A 17,614-nucleotide genomic window follows, 5' to 3' on the forward strand; every position below is an offset into this window, starting at 1 on the left:
GCATGGAAATAATATTTGATGCTTATTGCTGAAAGCTGCGCTCCGCTAAGTTTTAACCAAGACTTGACAAAAATCAACTTTTTCCTTACATTTAAAACAAATCTAGCCTTATCATAAAGATAAATCGTCTCCTTTCTCTGTTTTTTGCTTGATTTGTGCCGTTTTATTCACCTCACACAGTTAATTTTCACCTAATGGTTCGTTTATTAAGGCGCGCATGTTTAAAGCAAAAAAACCACCAATAAATTTTATTGATCTAGATCAAAATAGATATTTTAATTAATCGCATCATAGGCGCATCCATTAGATAATTCGCGCATCGAATTTTGTAAACAGCGATTTATTAAAACTCAGTTTTAAATGTCACGACTAATCTGTTAAAAGAGTTTTGTAACTAAAAAAACCAGCTTGGTTCGGGGCGTATATACGCATTCTCCATAACTTGCAGACAAAACTATGAACACACAAACAACCCAGAGTGAATCCCTTACCGCGCCTCCCGCGGCACCGGGGAAGAAAAAGAACCGCCTGATAATGTTGTGCCTGCCAATTATTGTGGCTGTGCTGTTGCTGCTGGTGCCGACTCCTGCGGGGTTGGAACCTTACGCCTGGCACTTCTTCGCCATTTTTGTCGGGGTTATTGTGGGACTGATTTTCGAACCGCTGCCAGGTGCCGTTATCGGTTTAACCGGCGTGGTGGTGATTGCGCTTTTCAGCCAATGGGTGCTGTTTAGCCCGGCAGAACTGGCGGATCCCAAGTTCAAAACCGCGGCGCAGTCGTTCAAATGGGCGGTGAGTGGCTTCGGCAACTCCACGGTCTGGCTGATCTTCGGTGCCTTTATGTTCGCCGCTGGCTACGATAAAACCCAGTTTGGTCGCCGCCTGGCGCTGATTCTGGTGAAATATCTCGGCCGTCGCAGCCTGACGCTGGGTTACGCCATTACCTTTGCTGACCTGCTGCTGGCACCGTTTACGCCGTCAAACACCGCGCGCAGTGGCGGTACTATCTATCCAATCATCGCCAACCTACCGCCGCTTTACGGTTCAAAACCCAATGACCCGAGCGCACGTAAGATTGGTTCTTACCTGATGTGGGTGGCGATCACCGCCGCCTGTATCACCAGTTCGATGTTCCTTTCCGCTCTGGCACCGAACCTGCTGGCGCTGGCGCTGGTGAAAAGCGTGGTCGGCTTTGATATCTCGTGGGGCATGTGGTTCCTCGCCTTCCTGCCGCTGGGTGTGTTGCTGATTCTCACCATGCCGCTGCTGGCTTACTGGCTCTATCCGCCAGAAGTGAAAGTCAATGATGAAGTGCCACGTTGGGCCACCGCTGAGCTGGCAAAACTCGGTAAATTGAAACGTAACGAAATCCTGCTGCTGGGCTTCGTGGTGGCGGCGCTGATGATGTGGATTTTCGCCACCGCATGGATTGAGCCAGCGATGGCCGCACTGTTAGTTATCGTGCTGATGCTTTGGACCGGTGTACTAAACTGGAATGACATCACCAGCAATAAAGCCGCCTGGAATACCTTCGCCTGGTTCGCCACGCTGGTCGCGCTGGCTGATGGTTTAGCGCGCGTCGGCTTTATCGCCTGGTTGGGTAAAGAAGGTGCGATGCTGCTGCATGGTTACGACCCACAGGTTTCCGCAGTGGTGCTGTTAATCGCCTTCTACCTGCTCCATTACCTGTTCGCCAGTACCACCGCGCATACCACCGCGCTGCTGCCTGCGATGCTGACCATCGCCGCATCCATTCCGGGCATCAACATGCCGGTGTTCTGTCTGATGATGTGTGTTTCTCTGGGTGTGATGGGCATTATCACCCCGTACGGCACCGGCCCAAGCCCGATTTATTACGGTAGCGGCTATCTGCCAACCAAAGATTACTGGCGCCTGGGCACCATCTTCGGCGCGCTGTTCCTGGTTCTTCTGATGGTTGTCGCCTATCCATGGATGGTGATGATGTTCTGATGATGTTGCTTCGATGTTAAAAACGGAGCCGCGCATTACCGTGAAAATGTTATGATACTCGCCAGTCAGCCCCCACGGAGGGCTGGCGAGAGAAAATCGAATAACAGACTGCCTAATTTGTCGCCCGTCATGCTGGCGGGCCACACGAAGCTAAGTGAGCCAACATGTCGAACAAACCCTTCTATTATCAGAATCCCTTTCCTCTCGCCAAAGATGATACCGAATACTATCTGCTGAGCACTGATTACGTCTCGGTGGCCAACTTCGATGGCGAAGAAGTGCTGAAAGTCGATCCCAAAGCGCTGACGCTGCTGGCGAAGCAGGCATTCCACGATGCTTCCTTTATGCTACGCGCCTCGCATCAAGCGCAGGTCGCGTCCATTCTTGCCGACGACGAAGCCAGCAAGAACGACAAATACGTCGCCCTGCAGTTCCTGCGTAACTCTGAAATTGCCGCGAAAGGCGTGCTGCCAACCTGTCAGGATACCGGCACCGCAATCATCATGGGCAAAAAAGGCCAGCGCGTCTGGACCGGCGGCGGCGATGAAGCCGCGCTGTCGCAAGGCGTCTACAACACCTTTATTGAAGATAACCTGCGCTATTCACAGAATGCCGCGCTGGATATGTATAAAGAGGTGAATACCGGCACCAACCTGCCGGCGCAGATCGACCTTTACAGCGTTGATGGCGACGAATACAAATTCCTGTGCATTGCTAAAGGTGGCGGTTCCGCCAATAAAACCTATCTGTATCAGGAAACCAAAGCGCTGATTACGCCAGCCAAATTGAAGAACTACCTGATCGATAAAATGATGTCGCTGGGCACCGCGGCCTGTCCGCCGTACCACATCGCATTCGTGATTGGTGGGACTTCAGCGGAGAGTACGCTGAAAACCGTCAAGCTGGCCTCTACCCACTATTACGATTCGCTGCCGACCGAAGGCAACGAACATGGTCAGGCGTTCCGCGACATTCAGCTGGAAGAAGAGCTGCTGAAAGCCTCGCAGGAGCTGGGCCTCGGCGCGCAGTTTGGCGGTAAATACTTTGCGCACGATATCCGCGTGGTGCGTCTGCCGCGTCATGGCGCATCCTGCCCGGTCGGTATGGGTGTTTCCTGCTCCGCTGACCGTAATATCAAAGCCAAGATCAACCGTGAAGGCATCTGGATTGAGAAGATGGAAGACAATCCAGGCCGCTATATTCCGGAAGAGCTGCGTCAGCAGGGCGAAGGCGAAGTGGTGCATGTTGACCTGAACCAGCCGATGAGCGAGATTCTGGCGCTGTTGTCGGCTTATCCGGTCTCCACCCGCTTGTCGCTTAACGGCACCATCATCGTGGCGCGCGACATTGCGCACGCCAAGCTGAAAGAGCGCATCGATAACGGCGAAGGTCTGCCGCAGTACATCAAAGATCATCCGGTCTATTACGCGGGTCCGGCGAAGACGCCAGAAGGTTATGCCTCCGGTTCACTCGGCCCAACCACCGCAGGTCGTATGGATTCCTACGTAGATCTGTTGCAGGCCAACGGCGGCAGCATGGTGATGCTGGCGAAGGGCAACCGCAGCAAGCAGGTTACCGATGCGTGTCAAAAACACGGCGGCTTCTATCTGGGCAGCATCGGCGGCCCGGCAGCGGTGCTGGCACAGCAGAGTATAAAGAGTCTGGAATGCGTGGAGTATGCCGAGCTCGGTATGGAAGCGATCTGGAAGATTGAAGTGGAAAACTTCCCGGCATTCATTCTGGTGGATGACAAAGGAAACGACTTCTTCCAGCAGATTCACAACAACTGTGCCGCCTGCGTGAAGTAATCTACGCATCGCACCACAAAAAAGCCGTTATCTCTTGATAGCGGCTTTTTTATTGCGAAATTTCTGACGAATTGATCATCGAATGAGGCAAAGCAGAAAAGTTAAAAACGGAATTGGCTCTCCAGTTGACGCAATGTTTCCATGCGCTGCGCCGTGGCGATTTCGCGCGCTTTCACTTCCAGCAGCAGGTCGGCATCGTTCTGGCCAATCACATACACCGCCTGACGTCCAGGCAGGTTAACGGTAATAATATTTTGCTCCACACCGTCCAGCATCTCATCATGCTGTTCCAGGTAGTTATACAACGTGTTCATGGGATCTCCTTGAAAATAGGTGCGCTATTCTGCCCAATCGCACCCTTTAAACACACAAGACCTGGCTTAAAGATGCCACTTTAATCAGAAAATTCTGGCGATGTGATTATCCTGCAGCGGCAAGATGACGAAGAGATGAAAAGGCAGCGGATAATACCGCTGCCTTTTACCATCAGAAGAAACCGAGCGGTTGCGTGCTGTAGCTCACCAGCAGGTTTTTAGTTTGCTGATAATGGTCGAGCATCATTTTGTGGGTCTCGCGGCCAATCCCCGATTTCTTATAGCCGCCAAACGCCGCGTGCGCCGGATAGAGGTGATAACAGTTGGTCCACACGCGACCGGCTTTGATGGCGCGGCCCATACGATAGGCGCGGTTGATATCACGCGTCCAGACGCCTGCGCCAAGTCCGTAAATCGAATCATTGGCGATAGCCAGCGCTTCCGCTTCATCTTTAAAGGTCAGCACGCCAACCACCGGGCCAAAAATCTCCTCCTGGAACACGCGCATGCTGTTATCGCCTTTCAGCAGCGTCGGCTGGATGTAGTAGCCGCTGGCAAACTCTTCGCCCACTTTCTCTACACCGCCGCCGTGTAGCACCTGCGCGCCCTCTTGCTGCGCGATCTCCAGATAAGAGAGGATTTTGTCGAACTGCTGCTGCGACGCCTGCGCGCCAATCATGGTTTCGGTATCCAGCGGATCGCCACGTTTAATGGTTTTGATGCGCTTCATCACCGCCGCCAAAAACGGCTCAAAGATCGATTCCTGCACCAGCGCGCGCGACGGACAGGTACAAACTTCACCCTGATTAAGGAAGCCCAGCACCACGCCTTCTGCTGCTTTCTCAATGAAACTCTCTTCGGCATCCATGATGTCTTCGAAGAAGATGTTCGGCGACTTGCCGCCCAGTTCAACGGTGGACGGGATCAGGCTTTTCGCCGCCAGCTCCAGAATATGGCCGCCGGTGGCGGTGGAACCGGTAAAGGCGATTTTGGCGATGCCCGGATGCGACGCCAGCGCTTCGCCCGCCTCTTTGCCGTAGCCATGTACCACGTTGATCACGCCCGGCGGCAGCAGATCTTTGATCACTTCCATAAACAGCGTAATCGACAGCGGCGTTTGCTCGGCCGGTTTCAGCACCACGCAGTTACCTGCGCCGAGCGCCGGCGCCAGTTTCCATGCCGCCATCAGCAGCGGGAAGTTCCACGGAATGATTTGCCCCACCACGCCCAGCGGTTCGTGGAAGTGATAGGCGGCGGTGAACTCATCGATTTCAGCGGCGGTGCCTTCCTGTGCACGCACGCAGCCAGCGAAATAGCGGAAGTGATCGACCGCCAGCGGCAGATCCGCCGCCAGCGTTTCACGTACCGGCTTACCGTTATCCCAGGTTTCGTTGACCGCGATATATTCCAGATTCTCTTCCAGCCGATCGGCAATTTTCAGCAGCACCAGCGAGCGTGCCTGCGGCGAGGTTTTGCCCCACGCATCGGCAGCGGCCTGGGCGGCAGCCACGGCGTTATCGATATCGGCGCGGTCCGAGCGGGGAAACTCGCCAATAGTAGAAGCATTGATCGGTGAGGTGTTGACGAAGTAGTTACCGTTCACCGGCGCAACAAATTCGCCGTTGATAAAGTTGCCATAACGCGATTGCAGAGTAATGAGAGAACCTTGTTCTCCCGGAGCAGCGTAACGCATGGTGTTTCTCCTTGCGGGACAGAGTGGCGATTAACAACTATGAAACCTGTTATTAACATTGAGCGATCAACGCCAGCCTGTCAGATCGCAGAAGGGGAAACTGTGACCGCACCGAGGGAAATGTGGCGCGCGACAGGCGCTACAGATAATTCCGAGTTTTCCCGCTTATGCAGCAAAAAGCGGAACATGGGCGAAATATGTGGTCAATATGAAGCAGGATACTAACCAGGAGAAACAGATGTTGGCTTCAGCCCTGACGTTAATGCGCGCCAAAGCGAACTTTGTTCAGCAATTTATCCGCAACCCGCGCAAAATGGGCAGCATCACGCCCTCTTCCGCCGCGCTGTGCCGCACCATGTGCGATGCGGTGAACTGGGATAACAGCCTGCGTATCGCCGAACTCGGCGCCGGTGATGGCGTGCTCACGCGTCACGTGCTGGCGCGTATGTCACCGCAAGCACAGCTTGATGTGTTCGAAATCAGCCCGGAACTGGTGAAAAGCCTGCGTGGATTGCCCGATGCGCGCATGCAGGTACGCGCCTGTTCGGCGGAATATCTCGCCGGGGAATATGATGTGATTTTCTCTGGTCTGCCGCTGCTGTCATTACCGCCCGCCACGCGCGACAACATTCTCAGTGCGGTGCATGATGCGCTGGGTCCACGCGGCGTATTCGTGCAGTTTCAGTACACCTCGTTCACCCAGCCGAATTTGTCACGCTACTTCACCTGGGAACGCCAGCGGGTGCTGAAAAACATGCCACCCGCGTGGGTTTATCGCTGCACGCGTAACTACGCGCCCTGAGCCTGCGCGCGCGGCTGCGGCCGCGTTTGCAGCCAGAAGCTGCGCAACAGTTCGCGCGACCAATCTTCGCCCGAAAGTACAGTGCCATCGTCACTGACGCCCGCCGGTAAGCAGGCGGTCATAATCTCGCGGGTGAATTCCGGATGGAACTGCACCGACAGCGCCTGCGGTGAATAACGCAAAATCTGACAGCCATCCAGCGCCGAGCGCGCCAGCACCTGCGCATGTTGCGGCGGCGTTAACACCGATTGCCGATGTGATAACCACGCCTGAAACTCGCCCGGTAGATTGGCCAGCCAGGGATCGTTGTGCGCCTGCGCATCGCGCGTCAGCGGTTTCAGTCCACGCTCCCAGCCATGCGGGTTATCGCCCACTTTGCCACCCAACGCATACGCCATCAGCTGATGTCCGTAACAGACGCCCAGCAGCGGCAGATCCGCCTCCAGCGCGCCACGAATCCAGGCGGCGGTGCGTTCGCTCCAGTCGGCGTGATCGGTGACCATCGCCCAGGAACCGCTGAGGATTGCGCCACTGACGCGGTCAAAGGCCGGTAAATCATCGCCCAGATGCGGACGCACAATCACATAGTCATCGGGCTGCAGTTGCAGTGCGTCGATAAACCAGCGGGGTTGTTCACCAATTTGCGCCACAACCTGCGGCGGCGGAACGTCGAGTTGAATCAGAGCAAGAGGTAAAGCGCGGGTGTGTGTCATGCCGAATACGGTCCTCGTTATGGTCGCCTTTCGGACGTCCACTTTGACAGTAAATCAGCGACATGTCTTATTTTTTTCCTGCATAAGCTAATGCTTAAGCGAAAAAAATTTCGCCAGACATGTCCGAAGTGCGCGCCTTCATGCCATCATTAGCCGGTGATCATCTTTGTACAGCGTGAAGGAAGACCTCGTGGCAGTGCGGCATTTTTTAATGGTTCTGATGGTGGTTTCCATCTGGGCTTTCAACAACGTGGCGGTGAAGTGGGGATTACTGGAACTTCCGCCGCTGTTTCTCACCTGGATGCGCTTTGTGGTAGTGGCGATTGTGCTGGTGCCGTTCTGCCGCATCACGCGCGCGCAGCTGCCGTGGCTGCTGACGCTGGCGTTCACCTTCGGTTTTATGCACTTCTCGCTGCTGTTTGTCGGCATGCGCTACACCGATGCCGGCACCGGCGCCATCGTGGTTCAGCTCGGCACGCCGATTGCTATGCTGCTGGCGATGGTGATTCTGAAAGAGAAATTGCGGCTGGTGCAGCTGTTTGGTATCGCCATTTCGCTGAGCGGCGTGGCGGTGCTGTCGGGCAGCCCGACCATTCCGGCCTGGTGGGTGCTGTGTATTCTGCTGTGTAGCGCGTTTGGTTGGGCGATCAGCAATATGATTGTGAAAAAATCGCCGCCGATCAAACCGCTGACGCTCACCGGCTGGATCTCCTTCCTTGCGGTGCCGATTGTCGGTGCCGCTTCGTGGCTGACCGAATCCCATCAGTTTTACGCGCTGAGCCACGCTGGCTGGCGCGGCTGGTTTGGCATTCTGTATAGCGCGCTCGCCTCGTCGATTGTCGCCTACACGCTATGGTACGCGCTGCTGAAGAAGTACAACGTCAACCTGATCATGCCCTATTCGCTGCTGACGCCGGTGCTGGCAGTGTTGATGGGCGTTTTCGTCTTGGGCGACAGCATGAACAGCTTCAAAATTCTCGGTGCGTCACTGGTGGTGCTGGGCACCGCGATTGCGGTGATCAACCTGCGTAACCTGCGGATGCACGCGCGTTTTCCGCGCTTACGCTGCCGTTAAATCGCTCTGCTATGCTTGAGTCTCGCGCGTTTTCCGGAGACTCAACATGGATTCTCAACGTGCTGCCGCACTGTGGCAGCAAATGTGGCAGGGATTGCGAGGCGCGGACCCGCTTCCCTCGCCTACTTTTCTCCAGCCCGACACCTTCTCCTCTGCCTTCGCCGTCAGCGAACTGGCGGCCACCAGCATTGGTCTTGCCAGCCAGGCGCTAAGCGATCTGCTTGGCCAATCCGCGCCGGTCAGCGTCAATGTCCGTCTCGCCTCGCGCTGGTTTCAGCACAGCCTGATTCCGCTTAATCGACCGCCTGCCGCGCTGTGGGATGAATTCGCCGGTGATTACGCCTGCGCCGACGGCTGGATCCGCCTGCACACCAACGCAGCTCATCATCGTGCGGCGATGGAGCGCGTGCTCGGCCAACATGCCGATCGTGCCGCGCTGGCCGACGCGGTGGCCCGCTGGTCCGCCGCCACGCTGGAACAGGCGGTGATTGATGCCGGCGGCTGCGCCGCGCAGATGCGCAGCGAAGCGCAATGGCTGCAACACCCGCAAGGCCGCGCCGTGCAGCAGGAAGCGTTGATTGCCCAACAGGCCACCGACGCCGCCCCGACGCCAGCCTGGTCATTATCGCCCGCGCGGCCGCTGCTCGGCGTGCGCGTATTGGATCTCACGCGCATCATTGCCGGACCGGTGGCGACGCGTTTTCTCGCCAGCCTCGGCGCGCAGGTGCTGCGCATCGATCCGCCCGACTGGCACGAACCAACGCTGGAAGAGGAGATCACCTGCGGCAAACGTTGTGCGCGGCTTGATATCAAATCCCACGAGGGGCGCGAGCAGCTGCGCCAGCTGTTGCAGCACAGCGATGTGCTGGTACACGGTTATCGCGCCGATGCGCTGGAAAAACTCGGGCTGGATGCCGATACGCGCCGCCAACTCGCGCCGGGCCTGGTGGATGTCAGTCTGAACGCGTGGGGCTGGAGCGGGCCGTGGCGCAACCGGCGCGGCTTCGACAGTCTGGTACAGATGGGCTGCGGCATCGCCGAACAAGGCATGCGCTGGAGCGGCAATAATCAACCGACGCCGCTGCCGGTGCAGGCGCTCGATCACGCCACCGGTTATCTGATGGCCGCCGCGGTGCTGGAAGGTTTGCGTCAGCGCTTGACCAACGGCGTTGGCTGGCAGGCACGTTTATCGCTGGCGCGCACCGCGCGGCTGTTGCAGCAGTTCGGCGCCGCGCCGCAGAATGCGCAAAACGGTATCCACGCGCAGCGCGATGACGCGCTGAGCGCAGTAGAGATCAATCAGTGGGGAATTGCTGCGAGATTGCGTGCCGCAGCGTATTTGCCCGGCACGCCAATGATCTGCGCGACGCCAGGCGTGAAGCTCGGCAGCAGCGCAGCAAGCTGGTAACGATTACGCCTCGTCGCCCTGCTCTTCATTCAGTTCGTCGTACATCGCCTGCATCGCCTCACGGCTCAATGCCGCCAGCGTGCGGTAAAACGCCGTGGTTGCATGCGCTTCCACTTTGCCGAGGAACGCGCCGCACCACGGCAGCAGATACTCATCAAACAGCGCCAGCTGCGCGGCTGATTCATCTTCTGCCGACTGATCTTCCAGCCACGATGCCGCCAGCAGCAGCACGCCAAAGTGATCGGCAGGCGCTTCGCTCAGCGGCATGCCGCGCGCGCTGAGAAACGCACGCACGTCTGCTTCAGCAACACCGTTCGGCCACTGTGATGCGTACGGCGGCACGCTGCAGTCGCTGCCAACAAACAGCGCGTTGTAGTCGGCGGCCAGCGCCTGCGGATCGCTATTCTGCTGCAGGCGCGTCAACAGTTCGTCCTGCTCCAGCGGCCACTGCTGTTGCAGTTTGCCTTCACGCAGCAGAGTGAACAGCGGCACCAGCAGCGGATCCTGCGGCTGGCGATTAAACAGCGAGCCGATGACGCGGCAGAGAATGGAAAACTCATTCATGCAACAGAATTCCTTGAGACAAAAAGTTAAAAATCAGCAAATTCAGCAATGTGTTTGCCGGTGCGCTGTTCGAGGAAGTCGAGCAGACGACGCGGCGTGACATTTAACACGCGATCTTGCGGAAAATCCACTTCGCTGGTGATGCGCAGGCAGTGTTCGAAATTGCCCAGCGTAAACGCGGTATGCGAATCGGAGCCAAACGCCAGACGTCCACCCGCATCACGCACCGCTTCGGCAATGGCGCGACAGTTCGGTTCGCTGCCCGGACGCGAATGGGTAAAGGAGGAGTTGTTGATCTCCAGCGCCACATCGTAATGCGCGGCGGCTTCGGCAATCGCGCAGATATCCACCGGGAACTTCGGGTTGCCCGGATGCGAAATGATATGCACCAAACCGCCCGCCATCGCCGCAATCATCGCTTCGGTGTGATGCGCTTTGTCACGCGGCGCATAAACCGGTTCGTGGAAGCCCGCAACGATCAGATCCAGCGCATCCAGCATCGGGCCGCTGCAATCGATCTCGCCCTGCTGATTTTTGATGTTGGCTTCGATACCGCGCAGCACGCCAACGCCATCAATTACGCGCGGCCAAATGCGCATGTTGACAAAATGCCAATAGTGCGGCGCATCGGCCATATCCGGGCCGTGATCGGTAATCGCGAACAGCTTCAGGCCGTTCTGTTTCGCCTGCGCCACATAATCATGCAGCGTGCTGTAAGCGTGTGTGCTGGCAACGGTGTGCATATGTAAATCAACGGGATACATCTTCATCTCCTGACCCAATGGGAATTAATAGCCGCGCTGGCGATCGACCAAACCACCCGGCTGTTGACCTTGCTCCAGAGCAAGTATGGCATCCGCAATGTAATCCATCGCCTCGGCTGGCAAGGTAATCGCCGCAGTATGTGGCGTGATTGTGACATGCGGATGAGACCACAACGGATGATCCTGCGGCAGCGGCTCGGTCTGGAACACATCCAGCGCGGCGGCGGCCAGTTGACCGCTGTTCAGCGCCGCCAGCAGATCGGCTTCTACCACATGCGCACCGCGCGCCAGGTTGAGGAAGCAGGCACCGTGCGGCAATGCGTTAAGCAGCTGGCTATCGATCAGATTGGTGGTTTCCGGCGTGGTAGGCAGCAGATCGATCAGCACCTGCGTGCCCGCAAGGAAGGCATTGAGCTGTTCGCGGCCATGGAAGCTTTGTACGCCGTCGATCTGCTTCGGCGAACGGCTCCAGCTGCGTAACGGGAAGCCCCACTGACGCAAACTCTCCAGCACGCTGCTGCCTAACACGCCCGCGCCGAGCACGCCGATGGTGAAGTTCTCGCGATCTAAACCATCCAGCTCCTGCCACGTAGCCTGCTGCTGCAGTTGACGATATTCCGCAAAACGGCGGAACCAGCCCAGCACGCACCAGTTGGCGTATTCCTGCATCTGGCGCGCCATGCCGGTATCTTCCAGGCGGAATAACGGCACGTTGTCGGCCAGCATCTGTGGATGGTCACGCAGCTGTTTGAGGATTTCGTCGACGCCCGCGCCCATGGCAAACACGCCTTTCAGCTGGCGCCCCGCCAGCATCTCGACCGGCGGAGAACGCACTACCGCATAATCGGCCGGCATGTTGTCGCCCGGTTGCCAGTCACGCACGCGCGCCTCAGGTAAACGCTGACGCAAACCTTCCAGCCAGCCCTGCGGCGCCAGCGACGGGTGATACCAGATTATCTCCATACGACTCTCCTTTTTTTTGCTTCAGCCTCAGGCAAATAGCCGTACAGGGCAAGCAAAAACCTTAGCCTTGATGCAATTTCTCGCGTGATTAATTCCGGGCGCTTCACATTTCCACCGCTGTGCGAGGCTAAGCGGCGCGATTGCGACTAAAGTTGTTCGGGTGGTCAATGCGTTAGCACACCACCTTTTCGGACAAGGAGAAAAACCGATGATAAAAAATGCCGTATTCACGCCCGTGCGTCTGACCTTTTTACTCAGCGCCGCGTTGCTGGCCGGTGCCAGCGCCGCACACGCCGACGATCAAAGCCGCATGCTCAGCAACCAACCGCAGCCACCGGATGTGCGCCTGGGACCGTTGTTCAATGCGGTACAGCAGGCTAAATTTTATCCGGATCAGAAAACCTTCGCCGATGCGGTGCCGAAATCCAATCCCTCTTCGATTCTGGCCGACTGGCAGATGCAAAAAAGCCAGCGCAACTTCGATCTCAAACACTTTGTCGACAGCAACTTTACGCTGCCGAAAGAGGGAGACAAATATGTGCCGCCCGCCGGGCAAAGCCTGCGTGAGCACATCAACGGTTTATGGCCGGTGCTGACGCGTACCGCGCAAAGTGCCAGTCAGTACGATTCGCTGCTGCCGCTGCCCAAACCTTACGTGGTGCCTGGCGGACGCTTCCGCGAAGTGTATTACTGGGACAGCTACTTCACTATGCTCGGCCTGGCGGAGAGCGGTCACTGGGATCGCGTGCAGGATATGGTGGATAACTTCGCCACCGAGCTGGACAAATATGGCCATATTCCCAACGGTAACCGCAGCTACTATCTCAGCCGCTCGCAGCCGCCGTTCTTCAGCTTGATGGTTGACCTGCTGGCGACGCACAAAGGTGACGACGTCTATCGCCAATACCTGCCGCAGCTGCAGAAAGAGTACGATTACTGGATGGCGGACAGCGATAAAGTGGCGGCCGGCCAGGCCAGCAAACGCGTGATCAAACTCAGCGACGGCACGCTGCTTAACCGTTATTGGGACGATCGCGATGCGCCGCGTACCGAATCCTGGCTCGATGACGTTAACACCGCGAATAAAGCGCCGGAACGCAATAAACAGCAGGTCTATCGCGACTTGCGTGCGGGCGCGGCATCAGGCTGGGATTTCAGTTCGCGCTGGTTCACCGATGCGCACAATCTGGCGTCCATCCGCACCACGCAGCTGGCACCGGTCGATCTCAACAGCCTGATTTTCCACCTCGAACAGACATTGTCCAAAGCCGCCAAACTGGACAAGCAGGATGACAAAGCCAAACAGTTCGCGGCGGATGCGGAGAAACGTCAGGCGGCGATCAATCGCTATCTTTGGGATGACAAAAAAGGCTGGTACGCCGATTACGATTTCCAGAAGAAGCAGGTTCACTCACAGCTGACCGCTGCGACGCTGTTCCCGCTCTATATGCAGGTAGCGAGCGATAAGCAAGCTGAGCGCACCGCTTCCGCAGTTGAAAAACAGCTGCTGAAACCGGGCGGTCTGGTGACCACCACGGTAAATAACGGCCAGCAATGGGATGCGCCAAACGGCTGGGCGCCGCTGCAATGGGTGGCGGTGGAAGGTCTGGAGCATTACAAGCAGCCGAAACTGGCGCAGCAGATTGGTCAGCGCTTCCTGCAGAACGTGCAGGCGACCTACGACAAGGAGCATAAACTGGTCGAGAAATACGTGGTTGAAGGCGCGCAGCTGGGCGGCGGTGGCGGCGGTGAATATCCGCTGCAGGACGGCTTCGGCTGGACCAACGGCGTGACGCTGAAGCTGCTGGATAAGTACTGCCCGAAAGACAAAACCTGTAACAACGCCGGCGATATCCCGAATATGCCGGTTTTGACTAGCGCGAAGTAATCACCTCTATCCTGCCGGGCGAATAAGCCCGGCCACCGCACATTACCGTAGCGGCGCAATTTATTGCGCGATCCAAACCTGCATAAGGTGCAACCAATGAAATGCGCGATAAATCGCGCCGCTACGACTCGTGCGTGTCTGCCTGTGCATTTTCCTCACATCCCTCTTACAACAAACTCACATCTTGAAACACTCGCGACAAAAGATAATAATTCTCAATCTAATATCGATAGCTATTCCCATTAAAATATCAGGAACCTCTCATGACCTCGTTGTTTACCCTCAAACGTGGCCGCGTACTGTGCGCGCTTGCGCTGGCTTTACCCGCTGCAAGCTTCGCTGAAGAGTCGATTGTTGTAACGGCGCAACCGCAAGAGAGCGCCACCTCGCCGACGCAGGGCTATCTCGCCACGCGCAGCAGCGGCGCCAGTAAAAGCGATCAGCCGCTAATTACTACGCCGCAGTCGATCTCGGTGGTAACGCGTCAGCAGATGGAAGATCAGGGCGCACAAGATCTCAATCAGGCGTTAGGTTACACGCCGGGCGTCTTCACCAACTTTGGCGGCGCAGCCACGCGTTACGACACCATCGCGCTGCGGGGTTTCCACGGCGGCGATGTCGATAACACCTTCCTCGATGGCCTGCGCGTGATGAGTGACGGCGGCAGCTTTAACATCCTGCAGGTGGATAACTGGTTCCTCGACCGCATCGATGTGATCAAAGGTCCCTCTTCCGCGCTCTACGGCCAAACGGTGCCGGGCGGATTGGTGAATATGGTGAGTAAGCGTCCGCAATTTGCCGAAGAGGGCCACTTCCGCCTGTCGACCGGCACCAACGCCACCAATAACGCCGCCTTTGATTACACCAACGCTATCAACGATCAGTGGGCATTTCGCTTAACCGGCATTACGCGCAACAGCGATACCCAATACGATCACACCCGCGAAGAGAAATATGCGATTTCGCCACAGCTGATGTGGCAGCCAAGCGAAGATACCAACTTAGTGCTGCGTGCCTACCTGCAGAAAGATCCGTCCGGCGGCTATCACGGTTCGGTTCCGGCGGAAGGCACGCTCTACAGCCATAACGGCCGCAAGTTGAGCGACAGTTTCTACGAAGGCGACAGTGCGCTCGACCAGTTCAAACGTCGCGAACAGATTTACAGCTATGACTTCTCGCACCGCTTCAACGATGTGTGGTCGGTGTACTCCACCGGCAGCTACAGCCACTCCAATACCGAGCTCGATCAGGTTTATCAGATCGGCTGGAACGCAACGAATCCAGACCTGCTGAACCGCTACTTCTCCGGCGAGCGTTCATCGCTCAGCGCGTGGGCCAACGACAACCGCTTGCAGGCCGATTTTGCTACCGGCGCGGTTCAGCATCGCGTGACGCTGGGTGCGGAATATCATCGTTATAAAAACGACATCACCGAAGCCAGCGGTGCCGCCAGTGCGCTGAATGCATGGAACGGCGAAGAAGTGGGCATCATGCCGGACTTCGACTGGACATCGCAGACGCGCCGCTACTATCAAACCGGTTTGTATCTGCAGGATGAGTTGCAGCTTGATCGCTGGCATCTGGACTTGTCGGGACGCTACGATCGCATCGTGTCGGAAAATGGCACCAGCCGCCGTCAGGACGATCACATCAGCGGTCGCGCCGCGCTGCTGTATGCCTTCGAGAACGGCATCTCGCCTTACGTCAGCTGGAGCCAGGCGATTACGCCGGCTTCGTTAACCGATCCCAATGGCAATCAGCTGAAACCGACCACGTCGGAGCAGTATGAAGCGGGCGTGAAATATCAGCCGCTGGGCACGCGCGATATGTACTCAATCGCGGTGTACGATTTGACTCAGGACGATGTCGCCAACCGTAACGTGCTGGATGGTACTTACACGCCGTCGGGCAAAGTGCATTCGCAGGGCATTGAACTCGAAGCACGTAATCAGCTGACGTCGCGTTTCAGCACTATCGCCGGCTACACGCTGAATCATCTGCGCTTTAAAGATTCGGTGGACGGTAACGATGGCCATACGCCGTATGTCACACCGAACAGCATGGCGTCGTTGTGGGGCCATTATCAGTTTGACTATGGCTTGAGCGCCGGTGCGGGTGTGCGCTATATCGGCAAACAGTGGGCGGATAACGAGAACACTACGCGTCTGCCATCGGTAACGCTGTTTGATGCCTCGGTTCGCGCCGATCTTGGCGCATGGAACTCACAGCTGAAAGGCGCGTGGCTGCAGGTGAATGCCAACAACCTGACCGATAAAAAGTATCTGGCCGCCTGTTACGGCACCGGTTACTGCTATCGCGGTGCCGAGCGCACGGTTATGGCCACGGTGGGCTACGACTTTTAATCAGGCATAAAAAAATCCGCCATCCTTATGCGGGATGGCGGATTTCATCAAATCTCTATGCTGTTAACTTCGTACTTTACGGTAGATCCACAGCACCACAATGGCACCAATCACGGCCACCACGAAGCTGCCAAAGTTGAAACCGTCAACTTTACCGAAACCAAACAGGGTACTGATCCAGCCACCGACAACCGCACCCACCACACCCAGAACTACGGTGATGATAAAGCCGCCGCCATCTTTACCCGGCATAATCCACTTAGCGATAATCCCGGCAATCAGACCAAAAATAATCCATGAAAGAATACCCATGTACTGCTCCTTACGTTATTAATCAATGTGTTCACCGCCTCTAGTATAGACGGGATTTTATGATCTGCATCGCAACTTGCCGCAGTAAATCATCGTTAGCTGACTAAAGATTAGCGCAGCGACGCCGATAACTGACGAACAGCATTGTCAGTCGTGAAAATAACAATCGGATAAGTGGAGCAGGACGTGGGAGAAGCCGATAAAGAACAATACCTCAAGCGAGGCACGTTAGCGGTTTTGGGCGTGATGAAGGACCTGTTGCGTTTTCAAACCCCGTTGATGGTGAATTTTTCGCGCGGTCAGTTTATCAGCCGCTTGCTGTCAGCCGATGAAGATCAGGTGATCTTTGACCTCGGCAGCAACGCGCTGGATAACGATTTAGCGCTGCAAGGTGGCGAAGTGAATATCGCCGCCGAAACGCACGGTGCCAAAGTCGAATTTGGCTTAATCGGTTTACAGCGTGTTGAATTCGAAGGCTTACCCGCTTTTGCCGCGTCGCTACCCGAACTGGTGTGGCAGATTCAGCGCCGTGAGTTCTTCCGCGTTAACGCGCCGCTGGAGCCGGTTTTTTATTGCCACAGCCAGTGGCCGGATGGACGCACAGCGCGTTTCCGCCTGCAGGATCTGTCATTGGGCGGCGTGGGCGTGCTGTTGGACGAAGCGCTGCCAGAAGGCCTTAATCGCGGCGATACCTTTAAAAAGCTGCGCGTTGATTTGGCTGAGTACGGTCACTTCGAGGTGACAGCACAGCTGCTGCACATTGGTGAGCGCACCATGGTGACCAGCAAGAATGAAACCCGCGTCACACCGCGCCTCAGCTTTCGCTTTACCGCCATCGAGCCGATTCAGGAACGCCAGCTGCAGCAGGTGATTTTTGCGCTGGAACGTCTGGCGCGAGACAAGGCCAACCGTTTCCAGTAGCGCTGGACGTTTATCACCGTACAGCATCGTAGCGGCGCAATTTATTGCGCTATGT

Annotated in this window: 15 protein-coding genes; 8 read left to right on the plus strand and 7 right to left on the minus strand. The window is 56.6% G+C overall.

What is annotated here, in order from left to right:
* Positions 1-456 precede the first annotated feature (456 nt).
* Together HX773_RS02205 and fumA are read left to right on the plus strand one after the other, a co-directional pair.
* Positions 457-1,971: an anion permease gene (locus HX773_RS02205; RefSeq protein ID WP_176970251.1), complete on the plus strand. Its 1,515-nt coding sequence runs from the start codon at positions 457-459 to the stop codon at positions 1,969-1,971.
* Positions 1,972-2,135: 164 nt separating this feature from the next.
* Complete coding sequence (fumA, locus tag HX773_RS02210; protein ID WP_176970252.1) at positions 2,136-3,779, plus strand: class I fumarate hydratase FumA; 1,644 nt, start codon at positions 2,136-2,138, stop codon at positions 3,777-3,779.
* Positions 3,780-3,880: 101 nt separating this feature from the next.
* Here the strand turns inward: fumA and HX773_RS02215 are convergent, their stop codons facing one another.
* Together HX773_RS02215 and HX773_RS02220 are read right to left on the minus strand one after the other, a co-directional pair.
* A complete protein-coding gene (locus HX773_RS02215; protein ID WP_110865967.1) occupies positions 3,881-4,093 on the minus strand; it encodes a hypothetical protein in 213 nt (70 codons plus the stop codon).
* A gap of 172 nt (positions 4,094-4,265) precedes the next feature.
* The gene (locus tag HX773_RS02220) at positions 4,266-5,786 is read right to left on the minus strand and encodes an aldehyde dehydrogenase family protein (RefSeq protein ID WP_176970253.1); all 1,521 of its coding nucleotides are present in this window, start codon (positions 5,784-5,786) and stop codon (positions 4,266-4,268) included.
* A gap of 238 nt (positions 5,787-6,024) precedes the next feature.
* On the opposite strand from HX773_RS02220, the gene HX773_RS02225 reads away from it, so the two are divergent.
* Entirely contained in the window at positions 6,025-6,588 is a 564-nt protein-coding gene (locus HX773_RS02225; protein WP_110865965.1) for a class I SAM-dependent methyltransferase, read from the plus strand.
* On the opposite strand, the gene HX773_RS02230 is transcribed toward HX773_RS02225, so the two are convergent.
* Positions 6,576-7,301: a glutamine amidotransferase gene (locus HX773_RS02230; protein WP_176970254.1), complete on the minus strand. Its 726-nt coding sequence runs from the start codon at positions 7,299-7,301 to the stop codon at positions 6,576-6,578. The genes HX773_RS02225 and HX773_RS02230 overlap by 13 nt on opposite strands.
* A 190-nt stretch (positions 7,302-7,491) precedes the next feature.
* Here HX773_RS02230 and HX773_RS02235 point away from each other — a divergent pair, with 190 nt between their 5' ends.
* Complete coding sequence (locus tag HX773_RS02235) at positions 7,492-8,376, plus strand: EamA family transporter (RefSeq protein WP_176970255.1); 885 nt, start codon at positions 7,492-7,494, stop codon at positions 8,374-8,376.
* 46 nt (positions 8,377-8,422) lie between these two features.
* A complete protein-coding gene (locus tag HX773_RS02240; protein WP_176970256.1) occupies positions 8,423-9,784 on the plus strand; it encodes a CoA transferase in 1,362 nt (453 codons plus the stop codon).
* Positions 9,785-9,787: 3 nt separating this feature from the next.
* Here HX773_RS02240 and HX773_RS02245 read toward each other — a convergent pair whose 3' ends face one another.
* From HX773_RS02245 to ghrA, 3 genes are read right to left on the minus strand one after another with little or no spacing between them, the layout of a single operon-like run.
* Positions 9,788-10,348 (minus strand): molecular chaperone, encoded by a 561-nt coding sequence (locus tag HX773_RS02245; RefSeq protein WP_176970257.1) that lies wholly within the window; start codon positions 10,346-10,348, stop codon positions 9,788-9,790.
* A 26-nt stretch (positions 10,349-10,374) separates the two neighbouring features.
* Positions 10,375-11,112 (minus strand): phosphatase, encoded by a 738-nt coding sequence (locus HX773_RS02250; RefSeq protein ID WP_176970258.1) that lies wholly within the window; start codon positions 11,110-11,112, stop codon positions 10,375-10,377.
* Between the two features lie 24 nt (positions 11,113-11,136).
* The gene (gene ghrA / locus HX773_RS02255) at positions 11,137-12,075 is read right to left on the minus strand and encodes a glyoxylate/hydroxypyruvate reductase GhrA (protein ID WP_176970259.1); all 939 of its coding nucleotides are present in this window, start codon (positions 12,073-12,075) and stop codon (positions 11,137-11,139) included.
* Between the two features lie 208 nt (positions 12,076-12,283).
* Here ghrA and treA point away from each other — a divergent pair, with 208 nt between their 5' ends.
* On the plus strand, positions 12,284-13,963 hold the full coding sequence (gene treA / locus HX773_RS02260) for an alpha,alpha-trehalase TreA (protein WP_176970260.1): 1,680 nt from the start codon (positions 12,284-12,286) through the stop codon (positions 13,961-13,963).
* A 263-nt stretch (positions 13,964-14,226) separates the two neighbouring features.
* Complete coding sequence (locus tag HX773_RS02265) at positions 14,227-16,326, plus strand: TonB-dependent siderophore receptor (RefSeq protein ID WP_176970261.1); 2,100 nt, start codon at positions 14,227-14,229, stop codon at positions 16,324-16,326.
* Between the two features lie 63 nt (positions 16,327-16,389).
* Here HX773_RS02265 and HX773_RS02270 read toward each other — a convergent pair whose 3' ends face one another.
* Positions 16,390-16,638, minus strand: a complete 249-nt coding sequence (locus HX773_RS02270; RefSeq protein WP_008102737.1) for a GlsB/YeaQ/YmgE family stress response membrane protein — start codon at positions 16,636-16,638, stop codon at positions 16,390-16,392.
* Positions 16,639-16,824: 186 nt separating this feature from the next.
* Between HX773_RS02270 and HX773_RS02275 the strand changes: the two genes are divergently transcribed.
* A complete protein-coding gene (locus tag HX773_RS02275) occupies positions 16,825-17,559 on the plus strand; it encodes a flagellar brake protein (RefSeq protein WP_176970262.1) in 735 nt (244 codons plus the stop codon).
* Positions 17,560-17,614 lie beyond the last annotated feature (55 nt).

It is taken from the genome of Pantoea sp. B9002 (genome assembly GCF_013385945.1).
Taxonomy (GTDB): Bacteria; Pseudomonadota; Gammaproteobacteria; order Enterobacterales; family Enterobacteriaceae; genus Pantoea.